The sequence below is a fragment of the Sphingopyxis sp. Root154 genome, assembly GCF_001427105.1.
GTDB lineage: Bacteria > Pseudomonadota > Alphaproteobacteria > Sphingomonadales > Sphingomonadaceae > Sphingopyxis.
This window is the reverse complement of sequence record NZ_LMGI01000002.1, coordinates 1,583,626-1,603,320: the sequence shown is the minus strand read 5'-3', so window position 1 is coordinate 1,603,320 and position 19,695 is coordinate 1,583,626. Positions and strand designations below refer to the sequence as shown.

The following is a 19,695-nucleotide window of genomic DNA, read 5'->3' as shown; positions in this document are numbered from 1 at the left end:
ATTTTGCAAGGATTCCATGTTATCGCGGCGTTCAGAGCCCGTGCGGGGCGATCTCATCAACGCTGGAAATGCCGCGATCGGGTGACTTGGTCGTCTCGATCTGCAAGCGTCGATGGCGCCCGAATCGGCGCGCCCAAAAGGGGTGGGCAGTTCTTCCGACCGCTACCCGAGCAATGGACTGCAGCTGCGTGTCATCGCCTCACGTGGAGGCCCCTTCGAGCGCCAAGGCGCGTGAGGTAACGTAGAATCTAGGTCTACCATTTTGGCCTTTTGGTGCGGCATTGGGGTCGCAAACTGTTTCAGCCGTTTCCGCTGAGTGCAGCGCTACTCCTCGGTCTGCGCTGCACACCGTGGTGGTGGGTGCGACCCACTGCTCAAAGTACCTCTGCACCCTAAATCATGCACTCTCGGAAACCTCTGATTCCGCTCAACCGTCCGACACAAATTCTCTCATTGACTAAAATTGGTCATAAAGCATAATGTTCAGTCCTGTGTCGGATTGCTTTTCCGCCTTCGCTTCAGTCACGCACGCTCGCCATTTTCGGAGAAGACCTGTGAAGCCTTTTGAACCGATCATCCCGGCGGCTTTGCCCCTTTGCCTATGTGCTTTGCTCCGTGGCCGAACAGGTTTCACAGACGGCGATTGAACAGATTTTGGGCCGGGTGCTGCGGATGCCAAAGGCCAAGCGCAAACAGCGGGACGCGCTCACACCTCCAATGGGTCTGGCCAGTGTCGCGATCAAGGAGCCGCCGAATTCTGATGCCGCAATCGGCGATGTCCGTCATCTCGACTACCGATAGGATCGGGGCCGCGGCAGGCGGAGAGATCTGACAACGCGCACCCTCGCTGCCTGCAAAACGCCATTCGGCGCTCAAAGCGAATCGATTTGTGCGTCCAGCGCGGCAATGACGAGCGTGGGATAATCGACATTTCCCGCGGTGCGCGCAACCACGGGGAGTCCGGAGAGGAAACCCGTCAAACTCGATATCAAGAGGATCGCCCGCACCTGCGCCTCGCTCTCCGTCAGCCGTCCGTTCGTCGACCGAAGGATCAGGTCGGCGGCGACTTCAATCCCTGGGCGCCACAGTTCAGCGTAGAGGATTTCGAAAGCGGGGCCGCGCGTCGCGATCTCGCGCTGTACGAACAGCGGCTGATTTTGTGCGCTCTGGCCAAGGAGGAAACGCGCCAAAGCCGCGAACAGCCGCTTGAGCAGCGCGCGGGCGTCGTCGGCAGTCAGCGGTGCGCGTAACGCGGCGTAGGATATTTCGGCCACTGCGCCGATGCCTTGGCGATAGCGCGACACAATCTCGTGCGCGCAGGCGAGATAGAGGCCGCGCTTGTTCCCGAAATAATAGGTCAGCGACGGAAGGGTGACCCCTGCCTCCTTAGCGATCTGCCGCGTCGTGACTGCGGGAAAGCCGCTATTGCCGAACGCGGTAAGCGCTACGTCGAGGATGCGCGTGCGCGTTTCCTCGCCCTTGCGATATCCATCGGCTGCCGAGCGGAGCGGCCGGGCGGTGGGCAGGACCTCAGCCATGATGATAGCCTCTTTTCCGTCGAATTATTATCAAACGATAGGAATCTGTTGAATTGTTATCGGGTGATATATATGTTGAGCCTCCGAAGGTCGAGAGGAAGGGAAAATTATGGCACGTGTCGCGCTTGACGGCCTTTGGAATAGGGTGGAGTCGCAACGTGAACGCGTACCCGCGATGTTTGGGGAGGTCGACTTCCGTGCCGTCCCCGAGCGCTTCGCCGCGGCCCCGGGCGATGCGACCGCTTTGGCGGAACAAGACCGCGCCGCGCTGCTTGCGAACCCCGAACGCGTCGAGTTCATCCGCGCCTATACAATGATGGGGGATGTCCCTGCCGACGCCTATGCCGCTCTGATGCGCGAACATGGTTTTCGTAAACTCGTCGACATGTTGACGCTCGCGTGCGACCGTGGCGTGGAGAATGTGCCAGGCGCGCCGCCCGAACTCGTCGCCTTCATCCGGGATATGGAACGCGTTCCCGATTGGCTCGATATGATGTTGGTCGAGGAGGGCGCTCGTATTGATCGCAATGCTGCCGCAAACCTTGGTCCGTTCATCATCCGCGGCGGGTTCATCGCGACTTTCATGAACAAATATGCCGCGCTGCCGATGGCGATAACCGGCACATTGTCGAGCCAGACCGCGGGCCGGAGGGTCAAGGATACTGCGACCTTCTTCACCACTTCGGTGCTGCCGGGCGCGCTGGAGCGTTTTGGCCCAGGCTTTAGATCGGCGGCAATGGTTCGGCTGATGCATTCGATGGTTCGCGCGAATGTACTACGGCGTTCGAAGGATTGGGATATGGCGGTCTATGGCATTCCCATCCCGCAGGTGGATCAGATGCCCGCCGGCCTGATTTCGATCTTCCTTCTGTCCTACAAGATGATCAAGGCGGGGCGTCAACAGTTCACGCGCCGCGAACGCGCAATGGTCGAACTCGCGCGCTATCGCTGCTTCCTTCTTGGCCTACCCGAAGATTTGCTCGCCGATACACCGCAGGGCATTGTCGACTTGATGAATGCGCGCAGCGGCACATTGCGAAGCGGATATGACGATAGCACCTGCGGCGAATTGCTGCGCGCGACGATGGCGGCCGATCTGCGGGCGGACAATTCGCGCAGCGCGCGGATCCACGAAACCTTCGAGCTGGCGTTTGCAAAGCTGTTCTTCGTCAAAAGCTTCATGGGTGGCGACAAGACGAAAGCGGCATCGATCGGCGTGATACTGACCACCCGCGATGTTGCGCTGGCGGCGATCGCGGGCCTGTTCATCTATACGCGAATGCGTCTCTATTCGTTTGCTGCCCACATCCCGGGTTTACGGGACATTGCCGACCGCCGACTGGTTGCAAAGCTCGAGGCTCAGCTCGCCAGCTATGGGCATGCCAAGTTCACATCCGATGCCGCCCAATATCGCCCGTCCGCTGCTCCTGTGGCCGCCGAATAATCCGCTGCAGACGGGCCAGGCGGAGCTCTCGGTTTCGCGGCGGCCGCAGGTATCGAAGCCGCCTCCATCCGGTGCGCTGTTCGAGTAAAGTGTCATTTGATTGATCGTCAATCGGCCATTAAAATCCCAGTGGTGGACGAGATCGGGCGATCGCAGCGCCGCTACACGTGCGTCTACGCGTGTCGCGGCGTGCCCTGCCGCGGTATTCGGCACCGCTGCGGGCTTATGATCGGAAACTGATACCGCTCGCGGCAAGCTCGGGCGCGATGCCCCGCGGCCCACTCGCATCCGGTCAGGGCAAATGCTGCCACCAAAGTATGAGCGCCGAAGCTGCGCCTCCGGAGACATTCGAGTGCCAAAAACTGGCCCGCGCCTGCGACTGGATTTGCCGCGCGAGCCGACGGCCGCTGGGTTGACGCCTTCCCCAACCGGAGGATCATTTTGACAGCGCGTTATACAAATGGATTGACTCCGCTCCCTCCGGGGACTTAGCCTTAGCGCATAGGAATAGCCGGCGAGCGGAATCGCACCGGCAAACCGGGAGCCCAATATGACCGATCAGGCGATGAATTTCCGCGAAGACAGGCACCCCGCCGACTCATACGAAGATGTCCTTGCGCGCGACACGCGGCCGGTGCCGGACTATATGCGCGAAGGCCGCCAGCTAGGCGATGGTGCGATGACCATCGAGGCCGAGCGCTACACGAGCAGGGCCTTTTTCGAGAAGGAAGTCCGACACGTATGGTTGAAGACGTGGCAATTTGCCTGTCGCGAGGAAGATATTCCGAAGCCTGGTGACTTTCACGTTTACGAAGTCGCCGGAAAATCGCTGATTATCGTCCGACAGGAGGATGGGTCGATCAAGGCATTGCACAATGTCTGTCTCCATCGCGGCCGCAAGCTGGTGACGGGCAAGGGCTGTCGGAGCGAGTTCAAATGCCCTTATCATGCCTTCACTTGGGCCATAGACGGTGCATATAAGAGCAATCCGGTTCCGTGGGATTTTCCGCACATCGAGGCCGAACAATTTGGCCTGCCAGAAGCGCTCGTCGACACATGGGGCGGCTTCGTGTTCGTCAATTTCGATCGCAACGCGAAACCGCTGTTGGACGTGATCGCTCCTCTCGCCGAAGACTTCGCCCGGTTCGATTTTGCCTCCCGCTACCGCGCCGTTTGGGTCCAGAAAAAGTGCCGATGCAATTGGAAGGCGTTGTCGGAGGCCTTTGCCGAATCCTTTCACAGCATCACGACCCATCCGCAAATTCTGCCCGGGATCGGCGACGCAAACAGCCAGTTTGATTGTCCCAACGACTATGTGTCTCGCCAGTTTTCGGCCACCGGAATTGCCAGCCCGTTTATCGCGCCGCTGAGCGAGCAGGAGATATTCGATCATCTCACGGGGGCGCGGACGCGCATCGATGTCGACGGAGGCGTGAAACTTGCCGCAGGCGCTACCGCGCGCGCGACCTTGGCTGAACTTGCGCGGCAAACTCTTGCCTCCGATACCGGCAGAAAATTCGACGATGCCGCGGACGGAGAAATGATCGACTCGATCCTTTATGACGTGTTCCCGAACATGTCATTCTGGGCGGGCTATGTCTCAAACATCGTATATCGGTGGCGGCCCAGTGGACTCGCGACCGACGAAGCGATCATGGACATCATGATCCTGAAACCGGTGCCGGCGAGCGGCGAGCGTCCGCGGCCGGCCGCCGCCTTCGAAATCGGCCTTGACGAGTCGATGTCCCTTGCCAACGATATTCTGGGGCCCGCACTCGCGGCGGTTTTCGAGCAGGACATGCTGAACCTGCCGCAAGTGCAGGCGGGCCTCGAGGCTTCGGAAAATGGGCTGGTCCATCTCGGCCGCTATTCGGAGCAGAAGATTCGTTCGCTACATCTGATGCTCGATCGCTACATCGCCACGGGCGAGGCCGCAGTTCTGGATTAGTCGGCGGTCACAGCGCGACGTCCGGAACTTTTCGGCGTCAAGTTTGCCGTCCCGAGACTAAGTGACAATACATCATCAGCGGCGCGAGCGCCTCGAATTTCGTCGCCCCGCTGCCGCCTTCATCGAAGCAAATAGCGTGGTCCATGCCTTGGTCGGTTCGTCGTCGATTCGATCCATGGCAACGGAATGTCGCGACTTACGGCGCGAAGCCTCAGCGACACGAAGGGAATTCAAGGCAGCGCATAGCCTCCGTCGACAATCAGCTCGGCGCCGGTCGCGAAGCTTGCCTCGTCGCTCGCGAAAAACAGAACCGCGTTGGCGATCTCGTGCGGAAGCCCGAGCCGGCCCAGCGGATGGCGCGCGATTGCCGCGGCGTGCATCGCCTCGCTGTCGGGAGCCTGACGCATCAGTTCCGCAACCAGCGGTGTCTCCACATAACCCGGGTGAACCGAATTGACCCGCACGCCGAGCGGTGCCCATTCGAGCGCGGCCACCTTCGTGAGCTGCGCGACGCCCGCTTTCGACGCGCAATAGGCGGCGCCCCGCACCACGGCCGCCCTGCTCGCGACCGAGCTGATATTGATTATCGATCCGCCGCCTTTTGCGACAATAGCCGCGCCGCCATGGCGCAGGCCAAGAAAGACGCCATCGAGGTTGATCGCCAGCGTCCGCCGCCATGTTGCGAAATCATGCTGAAGCAGTTCCTGCCCGCCCGCCGCGACGCCGGCGCAATTGACGAGAATGTCGAGGCCGCCGAATGTTGCGACCACCGAAGCTATCGCACGCTGCCACTCGTCCTCGCGGGTCACGTCGAGCCGCTCGAACATCGCGGTCCGGCTTTCACCGCGCAGCTTCGCCGCGAGCGCTTCTCCCGCCTCGACACTGACATCCGCCAGCACCACCCGCGCTCCCTCGTCGGCTAATCGTTCGGCGATCGCGCGGCCGATGCCCGACGCAGCGCCGGTTACGAACGCCGTCTGGCCCGCGACCCGGCCCGCCTTGTCTGTCGTCATATACTCTCCCGTTCCCGATCCTGTGAGCGCTTGCGCATGACTGGCCCCCACCGCGTGGCGGCATCGTGGACCGGGCGCGATATGCCCGGCGCAAGAATAATAATGCACCAAGATGTAGATTCTGGAAACCCCGACGATGCACGAGGTAAATCCTCCATGGCCAATCCCGCCTTGGGGGCAGGCTGAAGAGGTCGCGGCCCCGCCCTGAAACTGGGTATCTTCCTTCTTGCCAAGACGGTGCTAATGATATTAGCACAAGAGGTATAAATTGCCTCACTGGACAGGTTCGCCGAAACAGACCCGAAGGCGGATCTGGGCGCGGATGCGGCGACCCGTGGCGCGCCCAAAGAGTCGAAGGTCGGGAGAGACAGATGGAAATCAAAGGAAAGCGCGCCCTGGTGACCGGCGCCAGCGCCGGAATCGGCCGAGCGTGCGCACTCATGCTGGCCCGGCAAGGGGCCGCGACTGTCGTTGTCGCGGATATTGATGAGCCAGGGCTCGAGGAGCTCGCCAGCGAGATCCGGAGCTTCGGGACCGAAGCTCTGATCGAAACCGTGGACCTCTCTGACACGGCTGCGGCGATGGCCATGTATGGCCGGGCCGAGCGCCGGAGCGGAGGACTCGACATCATTCATAACAATGCCGGCATCATGGGCGGTCCGCCCGATTTCCCCGACGACGATATCGCACGCATGATCAAGGCCGTTCAGATCAATCTGCTAGCCATGATGATCGGTACGAAGATGGGTGTAGGCTTCCTGCGCGCGCGCGCGGCCCCTGGCGTCATCATTAACACCTCGTCGACTGCCGCCTTCGGTCCTCTGCCGAAGGATCCCGCTTATGCGGCCTCGAAGCGCGGCATTCTGGCTTACTCCGAGTCGTGCCAACCGCTTCACGAAGAGTTCGGCATTCGCGTTATACCGTTATGTCCGGCAGTGACCGACACGGCCATCGTCGCGAAGGATGCGCCGTGGCTGAAACCGATCTTGCAGTCCATACGCATGTTGGAACCGGACGAGATCGCCGCGCACGTCCAGCGCATCATCGAGAACGACAGTCTTTCCGGGGATGCGGTGACCGTGAACAACGAGCAATTTGCAAGCTGAAGCAAACTTGCTCGGAGCCCCGCTTCGCGCGGCGCGACCGCAGGGTGGTGACGGGACGGGTCTCTCTGAGATGGCGCCGGACAAGGACGACACGGTACATGGCGAAGATCATCTTTATCGAACCCGACGGCACAGAGCGGGCTGTCGACGCGCAGGCGGGTACATCCTTGATGGAAGCCGCAGTGAACAACGGCGTCGACGGCATTGAAGCCGATTGCGGCGGCGTATGCGCCTGCGCCACCTGTCATGTGTATGTAGCGGCGGAGTGGCTGCAGGCGGCAGGGCCGCGCACCGACATCGAGGAAGCCATGCTTGATCTGGCCCATGAACCTCGGGACAGCAGCAGGCTCTCCTGCCAAGTCCGGGTTACCGATGCCCTCGACGGTCTCATCGTATCCATTCCCGAAAGCCAGCGATAGGTCGGCCTTTTCATGGCGTGCGCGCGTGGGTGCCATTTCGTCTGCGGCAGGTGATCTCACCGTGACCCTGTGCATTGGCGCGGGAACGCAAATACGAATCCCTGAATATAGCTTGTGATAATATTCTCTTTATTCACAATTTCCTAGGCTTGATAGCAGAGAATACTCTCCAATCCGTACTTGACTCTGAGTGTGTCGAGAGCATTGTATAACACGTCCTCCATTTTAAGGAGGCGCTGCACGCAAGATGCACTAGGGAGAGGGAGATCGAATGATGACGATTCGAGCGGATTCGGCCGCAATCACGATCAGGGGCGCCACAGCAACGCGCCGCACCGGCAGGTTCGGAATTTATCTGTGGGGCGCCTCGCTAAGTGCTCTTGCGTTCCTCAGCCCGGATATCGCGCAGGCGCAGGCCGCGCCTGACCAACCCGCAGGCGCCCCGGCACGCGCTGAGCGCGCCGCACCAGGCGACGACGAAATCATTGTCACGGCCCGCCGTACGCAGGAGCGGCTGATCGACGTCCCCGTCGCCGCCGCAACGCTGTCGAGCGAGGCGCTGGAGCGCTACGCGACCAGCGATCTGTCGACGATCGCGAGCCAGGTGGTCGGCGTCCAGCTGACCCGCACGCCCTCGTCATCGAGCGGTGGAAGCTTTTCGATCCGCGGCGTCGGCAATCTTGCGAACGACCTCGGCAACGAGCAGCCGGTCGCAATGAACTTTGACGGCGTGCAATTGACGCGCGGACGCGTCGTTACGATGGCGCAGTTCGATCTCCAGCGCATCGAGGTGCTCAAGGGGCCGCAGGCGCTGTTCTTTGGTCGGAACAGTCCGGCAGGCGTCGTGTCGATCCTCAGCCAGACGCCCAAGCTTGGGAGCGCAGTCGAGGGCTATGTTACCGCGCAATATCAATTCAAGACAAATACCCCCGCGATCGAAGGTGCCGTGACCCTGCCGATGGGAGACAATTTCGCGGTCCGCCTTGCAGGCCGCGTCAGTCGGATGGAGGATGGCTATTTGCGCTACGTCGCAGAGCCTCGCGCAAATCCGTTCCCCGCTGAGGCCGGGCAGTTGCTGCCCGGCTCCGGGCATGAATGGGGCCCGGGTACGAAATCGACCGCGGTCCGCGCGACCGCCCTGTGGAAGCCGTCCGAGAATTTCACCGCCACACTTCGATCGCTCTACTCGACCGAGCGAAACAATGGCGGTTCGGGAACGCGCGAGGTGATTAACTGCGCGGGCTCGCGACCTACCACCTACGGCATTTCCGATCCCTTCGGCGATTGCGCGGCCGACAACGTGTCGTCCAACGGCATGCCGCCGCTGGAAATCACGCGCAATCTCTACAATGCGCCGCAGGACGGCCTGCCGTTCAGCCGCACGCGCGTGTCGCTCTCGTCGCTGACGCTCGACCTCGCCGTGGGCGCGATCGATCTGACCTCGGTGACGGGCTATTATGATTATCGCAACAGCGCGTTCGACAATTTCGACTATACGAGCTTCGGTCAGGCGACGAACACGCAGCGCGACAAGGGTTGGCAATTCTCGCAGGAATTCCGCGCCGTCTCCAACTATGACGGACCGCTGAACTTTTCCGCAGGCCTCTTCTATCAGACCGAGCGCCGCGAATATGTCGCCGGCACCAAGATCGCACCGCTCGGTCCGTTCACCGGACCCGGGCCGTTCAACGGTTTCTACGATACGCTCATCTCGACCGGCACGAGCCGAGGCAAGACCTACTCGGCCTTTGCTCAACTGCGCTGGTCGATCCTCGGCAACCTTGAGCTGGCGGGTGGCGCGCGCTGGACGCGCGAAGAAAAGTCGACCGACATTGGCAACATCTTCAATCGCCTGCCGTCCTTCTCGCCCGCCGGCTTTCGCTACCGACCCGAACTGGACGGCGAAAATGTGTCGCCGGAGGCGACTCTGACTTGGAAGGTCACGCCGGATGTCACTCTTTATGGCGCTTACAAGACCGGATATCTCTCGGGGGGGGCATCGAACCCGTCGACCGTAGCCAATTATTCGATGCTGCCCGACCCCAATCGTCCGTTCCTGTTCGACGAAGAGACGGTCGAAGGGGGCGAGCTCGGTATCAAGGCCTCGCTGCTTGGCGGGCGGCTGACCGGCGACCTCACGGCCTATCACTATCAATATGACGGCCTTCAGGTGCAGACGTTCGACGCGACGACCACTTCCTTCTTCACGCAAAACGCAGGGGGAGCCCGCAACCGGGGGATCGAGGGCCAGCTCCGCTATCGTGCGACCCCGGAACTCACATTGCGCGTGGCGGCGTCCTATGCCGACCTCAAGTTTACCGATTTCGACGGAGCACAATGCTACGCCGGTCAGACTGTGCTCCCTGCGCCCGTGCCGGGAACGCCGAAGGCCTCGGGCTCATGCTATGCGACGGGGACCGGAAGGGCACGATATATGACGGGCCTGCGTTATGGTCCCGCTCCCTTCCAGGCGATCGCTGGCGTCAGCTATGAAACGCCGATCAGTGCCGATTGGGGCATTGGCGTCACGGTGGACGGCTATTTTTACAACCGGACCCCAGCGTGGCTGATTCCTTATTCGCCCGGTGGCGAACCTCACGAAGTTGTCAACGCATCGCTGCGCCTGAGCCGTCTCGACGAGAGCTGGCAGATCGCGCTCATCGCGACCAACCTCTTCGACGATCGCTGGTATGCGCCGGCCAACACCGACAAGCCGCTGGGAACCCCCGGCGACATCACGTCCGATTCCCCGGTCCCGCGGCTGGTGACGCTGCAAGCCACGTTCCGCTTCTGACATGTGCAGCGAAGAGGGGCGCCGCCGAAGCGGCCCTCTCCGCTGTACCGTTTGCCGCTCCAACTTTTACACGCCCTAGTCGCGACGCGAATCCGGTGCGCCGCAGCGCAAACCGAAGGCATTGCGACGTGAAAATCGAGCGCGCGCCGCGTCAAGCGCCGCGCCGGATACTATCCTGCGAGAGCTGGCGGGGCCACCGTCACCGCAGGCTGGCCCTTCGTCAGAATCAGCCGGATCTCGCCGGTCGCCCCGCGCAACAGAAGATCAATCGTCTCGAGCGCCACGTCATGCGGCGTCAGACTGTCGATCGCGTGAAGCGCGGGCGGGAAAAGGTCGCTCGTGAATCCACCGGGACAGATGGCATTGATGCGAACGGGAGCGGATGCATAGGCCGCGCCCATGCTGCGAACGAGACCGACCAGCGCATGCTTGGTCAGCGAATAGACGGGGTCGAAAGGGATCGGCGCCAGTCCGCCCATCGAACTGGTCAGGGTGATCGCGCCTCCGGAGCCACGCATCATGCGCGGCAGCAGCGCCTGAAGTCCAAGCACCACGCCATCGATATTGACACGCACGAGATCATGATAGCGGCCCTGGGCAAAATCCTCGATCGGCGGAATGCTGAGCGCGACATCGAGCGGGCGGGTCATGATCCCGGCATTGAGATGAGCGAAACGAATCGGGCCGAGCTCGGCTTCGACTTCCGCCACGGCCGGTGCCCACTCTTCAGCCGCGCCAACATCGACGCGCCAGAAGCGACCGCCGGTCCGCCGTGCGATCGCGGAGCCGTCCGCCTCGTTGACATCGAATATCGCGATGCGCGCGCCCGCGCGCGCCGCCTCGATCGCGGTTGCCGCCCCCAAACCTGTGGCGCCGCCGGTGACGAGCAGAACCTGATCGCGCAATTCTTCCATCATCATTCTCCTTCATGGCGGCGCGCGTCCGCGGTCCCGGCCGGTTCCACGCCGGACGGCGCTTTCCAATCAGCGCTGGATATTGAGGCCGAGGCGTTCGCCAAGCGTGCCGCAGGATCGGTGCAGATGTCGTCACTTTCCCATGTGAAGTGCTTCGAGCACCGCGCCGGTCAACATGCTGGGCGGATTCAGCAGCGCCTTATCAGTCGTCTCGAGATGCATCCCGGTTTCGTATCCGCCCGCGTAGACCGCCAAGACGCGGACGCCCGGCCTCGAGAAAGCATCCACGAAGGCGCGTCCGATCCTGCGCGACGCGCCCGTGACGGAAGGACGGTATTCGCTATGGATCATGGGCCTTCACTCTCCGTCCGCGCGACGTCCGAAGAAGCGGCGTATGTCGCCACTCCCTTTTCATCCCGCCAAGAAATTAGTGTATGAGATATAATTGTCGACCAAGCAAGAGGGCGGCGGTCCTTTCGGAGCGACATGCTGGAAGCGTGAGACCGTAATACAAAGGACTTTGCCGCCTCGTGGGCCGATTATCTGAGGTGCGTTGACATTCATCTCGACCAACCACAGAGCGCTTGTAAATATACTGCATGTTATATAAATGAATCGCAGACAAGTATCGGGTATGCGGTTCAGGCAGCGGGGTATTGAGATGAGGAACAAAGCGCAGGCGATGGCGCCCATAGCGAAAGGATTGTGGAGCGACGGCCCCCCAGCGTCCCTGATCGGCGGCCGGAAAGAGAACGGTGAGATCGTCTTCCCTTTTCCCGAAGAATTTTCGGAAAATGTCGACGCCATCGTCCTCTCACCTTCGGGGACGCTCTGGTCTTGGACGAGCCAGGAGTTCGAGCCCAAGGCTCCTTTTGCCGGACTGAAGCCTTTTGTCCCATTTTTACTTGGCTATATAGAATTGGCCGGTGAAGTGATCGTCGAAAGCCGCATCGTCGACACCACGATCGATAAGCTCCGGCTCGGCATGCCGATGGAACTGGTCATCGTCCCATTCGACGATCACCGGTGCACCTATGCCTTCCGCCCGGAGCAACGAGCATGAACGCGAATGTCCACATTATCGGCGCGGGAATTCACCGCTTCGGCAGGACTGAGGGCCGGTCAGGTCGAGCACAGGGCGTCCATGCAGTACGCGAAGCGCTCTCAGACGCGGGACTGGAATGGGCGGACGTCGGTTTCGCGAGCGGCGGTTCGGTCGCGTCCGGCGCGGCCGACATCATGATCAATGATCTCGGCTTCACCAGTGTGCCATTCATCAATGTGCACAACGGCTGCGCGACTGGCGGGAGCGCGCTGACCTCGGCCTACAACGCCATTGCATCGGGAATGTGCGATGTCGCCGTGGCGGTGGGTTTCGACAAGCATGAGCGCGGGGCGTTCAACGCCAGCCCGAAGGCTTATGGGCTGCCCGCCTGGTACGGCGAAACCGGAATGATGCTGACCACGCAGTTCTTCGCGCTCAAAATCCAGCGCTATATGCAGTTGTATGGCATCAGCCGCGAGGCCTTGGGCAAGGTGGCCGAAAAGGCATTCCGCAACGGGGCGCTGTGCGACCACGCATGGCGTCGCTCGCCCGTCGATCTCGACACCATCATGAACGCGCCGATGGTCAACGACCCGCTTACAAAATATATGTTCTGCTCCCCCGCCGAAGGCGGTGTAGCGCTCGTGCTCGCGAACGAAAAGAAGATGCGTGAGTTGGGCAGCGATGGCGTGAAGATTGCCAGCATCGCCTTCCGGACTCGACCCGAAGGCTCGTTCGAGGTCTTCGCGCCCTCGATCAGGACGCCGCCGGGTGGGAAGCCTACCGAGATCGCAAGCCGCGCCGCGTTCGAATTGGCAGCGATCGCACCCGGCGACGTGGACGTCGCGCAGTTGCAGGACACCGAGAGCGGCGCGGAAATCATGCATATGGCCGAAAACGGCTTTTGCGCCGACGGCGATCAGGAAGAATGGCTGGCCAATGGCTGGTCTGAAATTGGCGGGCGGCTGCCCATCAACACCGATGGCGGATGCCTGGCGTGCGGTGAGCCCGTTGGCGCATCCGGACTCCGGCAGGTTTATGAAAATGTCCAGCAGTTGCGGGGCAGGGCGGGGGACCGACAGGTTCCCGGCGATCCCAAGGTCGGATATAGCCATGTTTATGGCGCCCCGGGCCTGTCCGCCGTAGCGATCGTTACCCGATAGGCTACTCTGCTTGGCGATATGGTTGGGCCAGAGCACACGAGAATCGGCGTTTCTCGCCGTGCCTCGTGCAAGCCGGTTCCCAGCTTAAAGCTTCGCTAGTCCACCTTGGTTCGGTATAGGGCTCTCAAGCCGTTGCGGTCGCCGACATGATCGACCGGCCATCGGCTGAGTAGGCGCGCAACTCGACCGAATCGCAGTCACCGCGCAGGGCCAGATGAAGCGCTTCGCCACAGATTGCGGGGGAGAGGCCGCGAAACGCGAAGGAGGTCAGCGCATTGTCACCGAACTGCCGCTGCGCCAAATCGAGCAGAAGCGTCGCGGTGAGTGGGCCGTGGACGACGAGACCGCGATAGCCTTCTTCCTGCATTGCATAGGGCAGGTCATAATGGATGCGGTGGCTGTTGAAGGTCAGTGCTGAATAGCGGAACAGCAGCGCCTCATCCGGGATTAGCAGACGGTGAGCGTCCCACGCGCTGGGATCGAAATGGCCCTCGTCGGGCGGCGGCGACGGCGGTGCGCCCGCCGGTGCGGCGTCGCGGAAGACGATCGATTGCGTCTCACGCGCGGTGAGGGTGCCCTCGGCGCGGGTCTCATGGTCGATCTCAACGAAAACCAGCGGTCCCGACGCACCCTGCTTGGCGGTGATTGAACGGATCGCCGAGCGGCGCTCGATATCCGCGCCAAGTGCGAGGGGAGCGAGAAACTCGACCTTGCTGGCGGCCCACATGCGGCGAGGTAGCGGGATCGGCGGCATCCAACTTTCCGGGCTGTCCGCGCGCCGCGGATGCCCATCGCTGCCCAGCGTCGCGGTTGGCGCGTCGGGCGTGCAGAGGCACCAATGGAGACCCTGCGGAACGGTGCTGTCCGCCGCTGCTTCGCGATCGAGCGTGGCGAGCCATCGGGTTGCCAGTTCGTTGCTCACCCGGTCGCGGCGGATGTCCTCGCGGCCGATCCACGCATCCCATTCACTCATCAGTTGCGTCCTCCGACCAGCCCGCGCGCGATCACTTGCGCCTGAATTTCGGCCGCGCCCTCAAAGATGTTGAGAATGCGCGCGTCGCACAGGATGCGGCTGATTTCGTATTCGAGCGCATAGCCGTTGCCGCCGTGGATCTGCAGGCTGGCGTCGGCATTCGACCAGGCGGCGCGCGCGCCGAGCAGCTTCGCCATGCCCGCCTCGATATCGCAGCGCTTGCCGCTGTCCTTCGCTCGCGCGGCGGCATAGCTCAGCTCGCGTGCAGTGATGAAATCGACGAGGCTCATGGCGAGTTTGTCGGCAACGCGCGGGAAATGAATGATCGCTCTGCCGAACTGTTTGCGGTTCAGCGCGTAGTCGAGCCCGAGTTCGAGCGCGCGGCGCGCGACGCCGACCGCGCGCGCGGCGGTCTGAATCCGCGCGCCCTCGAACGTCCGCATCAGCTGTTTGAAGCCTTGGCCCTCTTCGCCGCCGAGCAGCGCGTCGGCGGGCGCGCGCACCGCGTCGAATTGCAGTGCATATTCGCGCATCCCGCGATAGCCGAGCACCTCGATCTCGCTGCCGGTCATGCCCTCGGCGGGGAATGGATTGTCCTCGGTCCCGCGCGGTTTGGGGACGAGCAGCATCGAGAGGCCGGCATAGCCCTTGGCATCGGGCAGCGTGCGAGTGAGCAGGGTCATCAGGTCGGACCGCGCGGCGTGGGTGATCCAGTTCTTCGCGCCGTCGATCACCCAGTCTCCGTTTGGATCTTGTCGCGCGCGCGTTTGCAGCGATCCGAGGTCCGATCCGACATCGGGTTCGGTGAACACCGCGGTTGGCAGCACCTCGCCGCTGGCAATCCGGGGCAGCCATTGCGCTTTCTGCTCGTCGGTGCCGCCAAGAACGATCAACTCGCCGGCGATTTCGGAGCGGGTGCCGAGCGAGCTGGTGCCGATCCATCCGCGCGACAATTCCTCGGTGACGATGCACATCACCAGCTTGCCGAGGCCGAGGCCGCCATATTCATCGGGAATGCACACGCCGAATGTGCCGAGGTCGGCCATTGCGGCGACCGTCGTGTCGGGGATCAGGTCGTTGGCGAGGTGCCAGCGGTGCGCGTTCGGAATGATCTCGGCATCGGTGAAGCGGCGATATTGGTCGCGGATCGTGTCGAGTTCGGCGTCGTGGAGCGTTTCGCTGGGCCAGTGACCCGCCGCGAGCGCGGCGGCGAGTTCGGCGCGGGTGGTTGCATGGTCGGTATCGAGCAGGCCGGTGCAGGCTTCGGCGAGCGTGCGCGCCTCTCGGCCGATGCTGAGATCGGCCGGGCGGAAGATTTCATTCTGCCCCATCGGCAGGCCGCCGACGAGCTGGCCGATGCCCTCGGCGAAAGCGAGCGTGGCGACTTGGGCGTCCACCGGATTGACGCCGCCGCCCGCTTCCAGCCAATCGAGCGTAGCTTCCAGTGCCGCGACCGTCGTCGCGACCCATGCAAAACCATGGGCCGCGCGCTGCTCGTTGTCGATCGGTCGCGACGCCAGCCGCTCGGCGAGCGCGCTTTGCGCGGCGGCGCGATAGGCCTGTGTGGCAGCAAGGGCGGGGCGCAGATCGGCCATGCTCAGGCCGCGCGCTCGAAGATCGCCGCGATGCCCTGGCCGCCGCCGATGCACATCGTCTCGAGGCCGTAACGGCCGTCGCGGCGGACAAGTTCGCGGGTGAGGTTGGCGAGGATGCGCCCGCCGGTCGCGCCGATCGGGTGGCCGAGCGAAATGCCCGATCCGTTGACGTTGAGGATTTCGTTGCGGCTGTCGTCGTCGGACCAGCCCCAGCCCTTGAGCACCGCGAGCACCTGTGGCGCAAAGGCCTCGTTCAGCTCCACGAGGTCGATGTCGTTCCAGCCGAGGCCATTGCGTGCGAACAGCCGTTCGACCGCGGGTACGGGGCCGATACCCATGCGGCTGGGGTCGCAGCCCGCCGCGGCCCAGCTGTGGAACCAGGCGATGGGTTCGAGGCCGAGTTCGTCGAGCTTGTCCTCGGCGACGACGAGGCATGCGGCCGCGGCGTCATTCTGCTGGCTCGCATTGCCCGCGGTGACGACGCCGCATTCGAGCGGGCGGAGCTTGCCGAGCGATTCCATGGTCGCGTCGGCGCGATAGCCTTCGTCCTGCGCGAAGATGATCGGGTCGCCTTTGCGCTGCGGCACCGATACCGGGACCAGCTCATCGGCGAACAGCCCCTTGTCCCACGCCGCGGCGGCGCGCTGGTGGCTGCGCACGGCATAGGCGTCGGCGGCCTCGCGGCTGATGCCATAATCCTTTGCGAGATTTTCAGCGGTTTCGATCATGCCGGTGATGACGCCGAAGCGCTCGACCGGCTGCGACATCACGCGGCCGCGCGTCAGCCGGTCGTGGAGGGTCAGGTTTCCGGCGCGGACGCCCTTGCGGATATCGGTGCTGTAATGTTCGACGTTCGACATCGATTCGACCCCGCCCGCGACGACGACGTCGGACATGCCGGTCTGGACCATCATCGCGGCATTGGCGATCGCCTGCAGCCCCGAGCCGCAGCGGCGGTCGAGCTGATAGCCCGGCACCTCGAGCGGCAGGCCCGCGGCGAGCCACGACCAGTGACCGATGCACGGCGCCTCGCCATTGCCATAGCCTTGCGAAAAGACGACATCGTCGACGCGGCCGGGATCGACCTTGGTGCGCTCGATCAGCGCCTTCAGGATCACGGCGCCGAGGTCGCCGGCGGTCAGCGATGCGAGGCTGCCGCCGAATTTGCCGACGGCGGTGCGGATGGGGGCGACGATCGCGGCGCGGCGCAGGGTCATTATTCTATTCTCCGGTTTGGGTGGTGCCGACGATGCCGGCATCGATCAGGCGGGCGATCTCGCCCGAGGAAAGCGAAAGACGGGTGGCGAGGATTTCCTCGCTATGCTGGCCGTTGCGCGGGGCGGGGCGGGGCGCCTGCCGCTCCATCTGCGGCACGGTCGCGAAAGACCCTGCGGCGGGATAAGCGAAACCGCTGGGGTTTTCGGCGGCGCCGAAGACCGGATTGTCTGCCACCAGCGCAGGGTCGTGCACCGCGTCGAGCATCGTGCGATACGCCGAATGGACGATCCCGCCCGCATCGAAGGCGGCGGCAAGATCGGCATGGGTGCGCGATGCGATGGCTTGCTCGAACAGTGGATAGAGCGCGTCGCGATGGGTGAAGCGCAGGCCATCGTCCTTCGCAAAAGACACGCCGCGTGCCGCCTCGACCGCGGCGATGGCATCGCCAAGGTTGAGTGCGGCGATCAGGTTCGCCCATTGGCGCGGGGTGACGACGACGATCATCGTGCGCTGTCCGTCGCCGGTCACGAAATCGCGCCCGAACAGGCCATAGACCGCATTGCCGAGCCGAAGGCGGTTTGCGCCCGAATAGAGGGTTTCGGCGATCCCGCCCAAATTGGCGACGGTGCCGATCGCGACATCGGACAGCGGAATCCGCACCTCGCCGCCTTCGCCGGTCGTGCTGCGCCGCTGGATCGCCGCGAGCAGCGCAAAGGCGGCATAGGCGCCCGAAAGCAAATCCCATGCGGGCAGGACATGATTGACCGGCTCGGGCCCCGCGCCGGTGAGCATTGGATATCCGACCATATTGTTGACGGTGTAATCGAGCGCGGGTGAGCCGTCGGCCCAGCCCATCACGCGGACGGTGATCAGGTCGCCGCGACCCTCGGCGAGCGTCTCGTGCGACAGAAATCCGCCGACCGGGAAATTGGTGATGAACTGTCCGGTTGCGCGCACCAACTCCTGCAATAACTCGCGCCCCTCGGGGTGGCCAAGGTCGAGCGCGACCGACTTTTTCGCGCGGTTGAGATTTTCCCAATAGAGCGAGTCGTTGTTCGCGGTCACCGGCCAGCGATGGAAATCGGGGCCGCCGCCGATCTGGTCGACGCGGACCACCTCCGCCCCCATTTGCGCGCAATAAAGTCCGGCGGTGGGCGAGGCGACGAACGACGACGCCTCGATCACCGACAGGCCAGAGAGGAGGTCGTACATCAGCCGATGGTCATGAAATCGTGCAACACGGGGTTCGCGAAGCAAGGCAGGATTGCAGAACCCATCTAGTAGCTCCTCGGCATGCCGAGGACATGCTCTGATAGAAAGGAGAGGATGAGGTTGGTCGAGATGGGCGCCACCTGATATAGCCGCGTTTCGCGAAACTTACGCTCGACGTCATATTCCTCGGCAAAGCCGAAGCCGCCGTGCGTCTGGATGCAGACATTTCCTGCTTCGACCGACGCATCCGCCGCGAGCATCTTCGCCATGTTCGCTTCCGCGCCGTTCGGCATGCCGGCTTCGTAGAGCCGCGCCGCCTCGTGGACCATCAACTCCGCTGCGCGCATATTGGCGTAGGCTTTTGCGATCGGGAAAGAAATTCCCTGATTTTCGCCAATCTTGCGTCCGAACACTTGCCTCTCATTGGCGTAATCGACCGACTTGCGGGTAAACCATTTCGCATCGCCCACGCATTCTGCGGCGATCAAGACTCGCTCGGCATTCATCCCGGATAGAATGTAACGGAAGCCCTTGCCTTCCTCTCCGAGCAGATTTGCAGCGGGGATCCGCATGTTGTCGAAAAAGATCTCGGTTGTCGCATGGTTCATCATCGTCCGGATCGGACGGATCGTCAGCGATTTTCCTACGACCTCGCGCATGTCGACGATGAAGGTCGACAGGCCGTCGGTCTTTTTGATCCCCTGATCGCGCGGGGAGGTGCGCGCGAGCAAGAGCATCAGGTCGCTGTGCTCGGCGCGGCTGGTCCAGATTTTCTGGCCGTTGATGATATATTCGTCGCCATCCCGAACGGCGGTGGTGCGCAGCGCCGTCGTGTCTGTGCCGCTGCTCGGCTCCGTGACCCCGAACGCTTGAAGGCGAAGTTCCCCGGCGGCGATCTGGGGCAGATAGGTGCGCTTCTGAAGGTCCGAGCCGTGACGCAATATCGTGCCCATGACGTACATTTGGGCGTGACATGCGCCTCCATTGCAGCCTTCTGCCTGAATCGTCTCAAGGATGGCAGCGGCGGCCGACAATCCCAAGCCGGATCCACCATATTCCTCGGGGATCAGGACCGAGAGATAGCCGGCATCGGTCAAGGCTCTTACAAACGCCGTGGGATATTCGCGTGCCGCGTCGAGGGCGCGCCAATATTCGCCCGGGAACTCCGCGCACAGGCGGCGCACCCCTTCCCGAATCTCGGGTAGATTGTCGCTATCAAAGGGACTGAGGTTCACGAAAAGCTCCTTGGGATATGCAGCGCGAGCGAGGTGGCCCGCGCTCAGCGGCAGAGGCGGTCAGGGGCGCGCGACCAG

17 protein-coding genes are annotated in these 19,695 nt (G+C 62.7%); 8 read left to right on the top strand and 9 right to left on the bottom strand.

Going from position 1 to position 19,695, the window contains the following annotated elements; genetic code table 11:
* Window positions 1-615 precede the first annotated feature (615 nt).
* Complete coding sequence (locus tag ASD73_RS22800; RefSeq protein ID WP_156377377.1) at window positions 616-801, top strand: hypothetical protein; 186 nt, start codon at window positions 616-618, stop codon at window positions 799-801.
* A gap of 71 nt (window positions 802-872) precedes the next feature.
* On the opposite strand, the gene ASD73_RS13355 is transcribed toward ASD73_RS22800, so the two are convergent.
* Window positions 873-1,538, bottom strand: coding sequence for a TetR/AcrR family transcriptional regulator (locus tag ASD73_RS13355; RefSeq protein WP_056372906.1), 666 nt, complete (start codon window positions 1,536-1,538; stop codon window positions 873-875).
* 145 nt (window positions 1,539-1,683) lie between these two features.
* Here ASD73_RS13355 and ASD73_RS13350 point away from each other — a divergent pair, with 145 nt between their 5' ends.
* Both ASD73_RS13350 and ASD73_RS13345 read left to right on the top strand, forming a co-directional pair.
* Window positions 1,684-2,982: an oxygenase MpaB family protein gene (locus ASD73_RS13350; RefSeq protein WP_200934941.1), complete on the top strand. Its 1,299-nt coding sequence runs from the start codon at window positions 1,684-1,686 to the stop codon at window positions 2,980-2,982.
* 550 nt (window positions 2,983-3,532) lie between these two features.
* The gene (locus tag ASD73_RS13345; protein ID WP_056372904.1) at window positions 3,533-4,930 is read left to right on the top strand and encodes an aromatic ring-hydroxylating oxygenase subunit alpha; all 1,398 of its coding nucleotides are present in this window, start codon (window positions 3,533-3,535) and stop codon (window positions 4,928-4,930) included.
* Between the two features lie 230 nt (window positions 4,931-5,160).
* Here ASD73_RS13345 and ASD73_RS13340 read toward each other — a convergent pair whose 3' ends face one another.
* On the bottom strand, window positions 5,161-5,943 hold the full coding sequence (locus ASD73_RS13340) for an SDR family NAD(P)-dependent oxidoreductase (RefSeq protein WP_056372903.1): 783 nt from the start codon (window positions 5,941-5,943) through the stop codon (window positions 5,161-5,163).
* 371 nt (window positions 5,944-6,314) lie between these two features.
* On the opposite strand from ASD73_RS13340, the gene ASD73_RS13335 reads away from it, so the two are divergent.
* From ASD73_RS13335 to ASD73_RS13325, 3 genes are all read left to right on the top strand, one after another.
* The gene (locus tag ASD73_RS13335; protein WP_056372902.1) at window positions 6,315-7,049 is read left to right on the top strand and encodes an SDR family NAD(P)-dependent oxidoreductase; all 735 of its coding nucleotides are present in this window, start codon (window positions 6,315-6,317) and stop codon (window positions 7,047-7,049) included.
* Between the two features lie 98 nt (window positions 7,050-7,147).
* The gene (locus ASD73_RS13330) at window positions 7,148-7,468 is read left to right on the top strand and encodes a 2Fe-2S iron-sulfur cluster-binding protein (protein WP_056372901.1); all 321 of its coding nucleotides are present in this window, start codon (window positions 7,148-7,150) and stop codon (window positions 7,466-7,468) included.
* Window positions 7,469-7,742: 274 nt separating this feature from the next.
* Window positions 7,743-10,262: a TonB-dependent receptor gene (locus tag ASD73_RS13325; protein WP_235534378.1), complete on the top strand. Its 2,520-nt coding sequence runs from the start codon at window positions 7,743-7,745 to the stop codon at window positions 10,260-10,262.
* A gap of 170 nt (window positions 10,263-10,432) precedes the next feature.
* Here the strand turns inward: ASD73_RS13325 and ASD73_RS13320 are convergent, their stop codons facing one another.
* Both ASD73_RS13320 and ASD73_RS13315 read right to left on the bottom strand, forming a co-directional pair.
* Window positions 10,433-11,176 (bottom strand): SDR family NAD(P)-dependent oxidoreductase, encoded by a 744-nt coding sequence (locus ASD73_RS13320; protein WP_056376074.1) that lies wholly within the window; start codon window positions 11,174-11,176, stop codon window positions 10,433-10,435.
* Window positions 11,177-11,308: 132 nt separating this feature from the next.
* On the bottom strand, window positions 11,309-11,527 hold the full coding sequence (locus tag ASD73_RS13315) for a hypothetical protein (protein ID WP_056372898.1): 219 nt from the start codon (window positions 11,525-11,527) through the stop codon (window positions 11,309-11,311).
* A 310-nt stretch (window positions 11,528-11,837) separates the two neighbouring features.
* On the opposite strand from ASD73_RS13315, the gene ASD73_RS13310 reads away from it, so the two are divergent.
* Both ASD73_RS13310 and ASD73_RS13305 read left to right on the top strand, forming a co-directional pair.
* Entirely contained in the window at window positions 11,838-12,239 is a 402-nt protein-coding gene (locus ASD73_RS13310) for a Zn-ribbon domain-containing OB-fold protein (RefSeq protein ID WP_235534372.1), read from the top strand.
* Window positions 12,236-13,384, top strand: a complete 1,149-nt coding sequence (locus tag ASD73_RS13305) for a thiolase family protein (protein WP_056372897.1) — start codon at window positions 12,236-12,238, stop codon at window positions 13,382-13,384. The genes ASD73_RS13310 and ASD73_RS13305 overlap by 4 nt, the downstream gene beginning before the upstream one ends.
* 124 nt (window positions 13,385-13,508) lie before the next feature.
* Here ASD73_RS13305 and ASD73_RS13300 read toward each other — a convergent pair whose 3' ends face one another.
* The 5 genes from ASD73_RS13300 to ASD73_RS13280 form a co-directional block, all read right to left on the bottom strand.
* The gene (locus ASD73_RS13300; RefSeq protein ID WP_056372896.1) at window positions 13,509-14,357 is read right to left on the bottom strand and encodes an FAS1-like dehydratase domain-containing protein; all 849 of its coding nucleotides are present in this window, start codon (window positions 14,355-14,357) and stop codon (window positions 13,509-13,511) included.
* A complete protein-coding gene (locus ASD73_RS13295; RefSeq protein WP_056372895.1) occupies window positions 14,357-15,952 on the bottom strand; it encodes an acyl-CoA dehydrogenase family protein in 1,596 nt (531 codons plus the stop codon). The genes ASD73_RS13300 and ASD73_RS13295 overlap by 1 nt, the downstream gene beginning before the upstream one ends.
* Before the next feature lie 2 nt (window positions 15,953-15,954).
* Window positions 15,955-17,169, bottom strand: a complete 1,215-nt coding sequence (locus tag ASD73_RS13290; protein ID WP_056372894.1) for an acetyl-CoA C-acetyltransferase — start codon at window positions 17,167-17,169, stop codon at window positions 15,955-15,957.
* A gap of 4 nt (window positions 17,170-17,173) precedes the next feature.
* On the bottom strand, window positions 17,174-18,382 hold the full coding sequence (locus ASD73_RS13285) for a CoA transferase (RefSeq protein WP_056372893.1): 1,209 nt from the start codon (window positions 18,380-18,382) through the stop codon (window positions 17,174-17,176).
* Window positions 18,383-18,447: 65 nt separating this feature from the next.
* Window positions 18,448-19,617, bottom strand: coding sequence for an acyl-CoA dehydrogenase family protein (locus tag ASD73_RS13280; RefSeq protein WP_056372892.1), 1,170 nt, complete (start codon window positions 19,615-19,617; stop codon window positions 18,448-18,450).
* Between the last annotated feature and the right edge of the window lie 78 nt (window positions 19,618-19,695).

Excerpts from the sequence above, each read along its gene's own strand:
- ASD73_RS13295 (WP_056372895.1), bottom strand. The coding sequence starts at position 15,952 with ATGGCCGATCTGCGCCCCGCCCTTGCTGCCACACAGGCCTATCGCGCC.
- ASD73_RS13335 (WP_056372902.1), top strand. The coding sequence starts at position 6,315 with ATGGAAATCAAAGGAAAGCGCGCCCTGGTGACCGGCGCCAGCGCCGGA.
- ASD73_RS13310 (WP_235534372.1), top strand. The coding sequence starts at position 11,838 with ATGAGGAACAAAGCGCAGGCGATGGCGCCCATAGCGAAAGGATTGTGG.
- ASD73_RS13320 (WP_056376074.1), bottom strand. The coding sequence starts at position 11,176 with ATGGAAGAATTGCGCGATCAGGTTCTGCTCGTCACCGGCGGCGCCACA.
- ASD73_RS13305 (WP_056372897.1), top strand. The coding sequence starts at position 12,236 with ATGAACGCGAATGTCCACATTATCGGCGCGGGAATTCACCGCTTCGGC.
- ASD73_RS13355 (WP_056372906.1), bottom strand. The coding sequence starts at position 1,538 with ATGGCTGAGGTCCTGCCCACCGCCCGGCCGCTCCGCTCGGCAGCCGAT.
- ASD73_RS13345 (WP_056372904.1), top strand. The coding sequence starts at position 3,533 with ATGACCGATCAGGCGATGAATTTCCGCGAAGACAGGCACCCCGCCGAC.
- ASD73_RS13340 (WP_056372903.1), bottom strand. The coding sequence starts at position 5,943 with ATGACGACAGACAAGGCGGGCCGGGTCGCGGGCCAGACGGCGTTCGTA.
- ASD73_RS13315 (WP_056372898.1), bottom strand. The coding sequence starts at position 11,527 with ATGATCCATAGCGAATACCGTCCTTCCGTCACGGGCGCGTCGCGCAGG.
- ASD73_RS13285 (WP_056372893.1), bottom strand. The coding sequence starts at position 18,382 with ATGTACGACCTCCTCTCTGGCCTGTCGGTGATCGAGGCGTCGTCGTTC.
- ASD73_RS13300 (WP_056372896.1), bottom strand. The coding sequence starts at position 14,357 with ATGAGTGAATGGGATGCGTGGATCGGCCGCGAGGACATCCGCCGCGAC.
- ASD73_RS13330 (WP_056372901.1), top strand. The coding sequence starts at position 7,148 with ATGGCGAAGATCATCTTTATCGAACCCGACGGCACAGAGCGGGCTGTC.
- ASD73_RS13290 (WP_056372894.1), bottom strand. The coding sequence starts at position 17,169 with ATGACCCTGCGCCGCGCCGCGATCGTCGCCCCCATCCGCACCGCCGTC.
- ASD73_RS13325 (WP_235534378.1), top strand. The coding sequence starts at position 7,743 with ATGACGATTCGAGCGGATTCGGCCGCAATCACGATCAGGGGCGCCACA.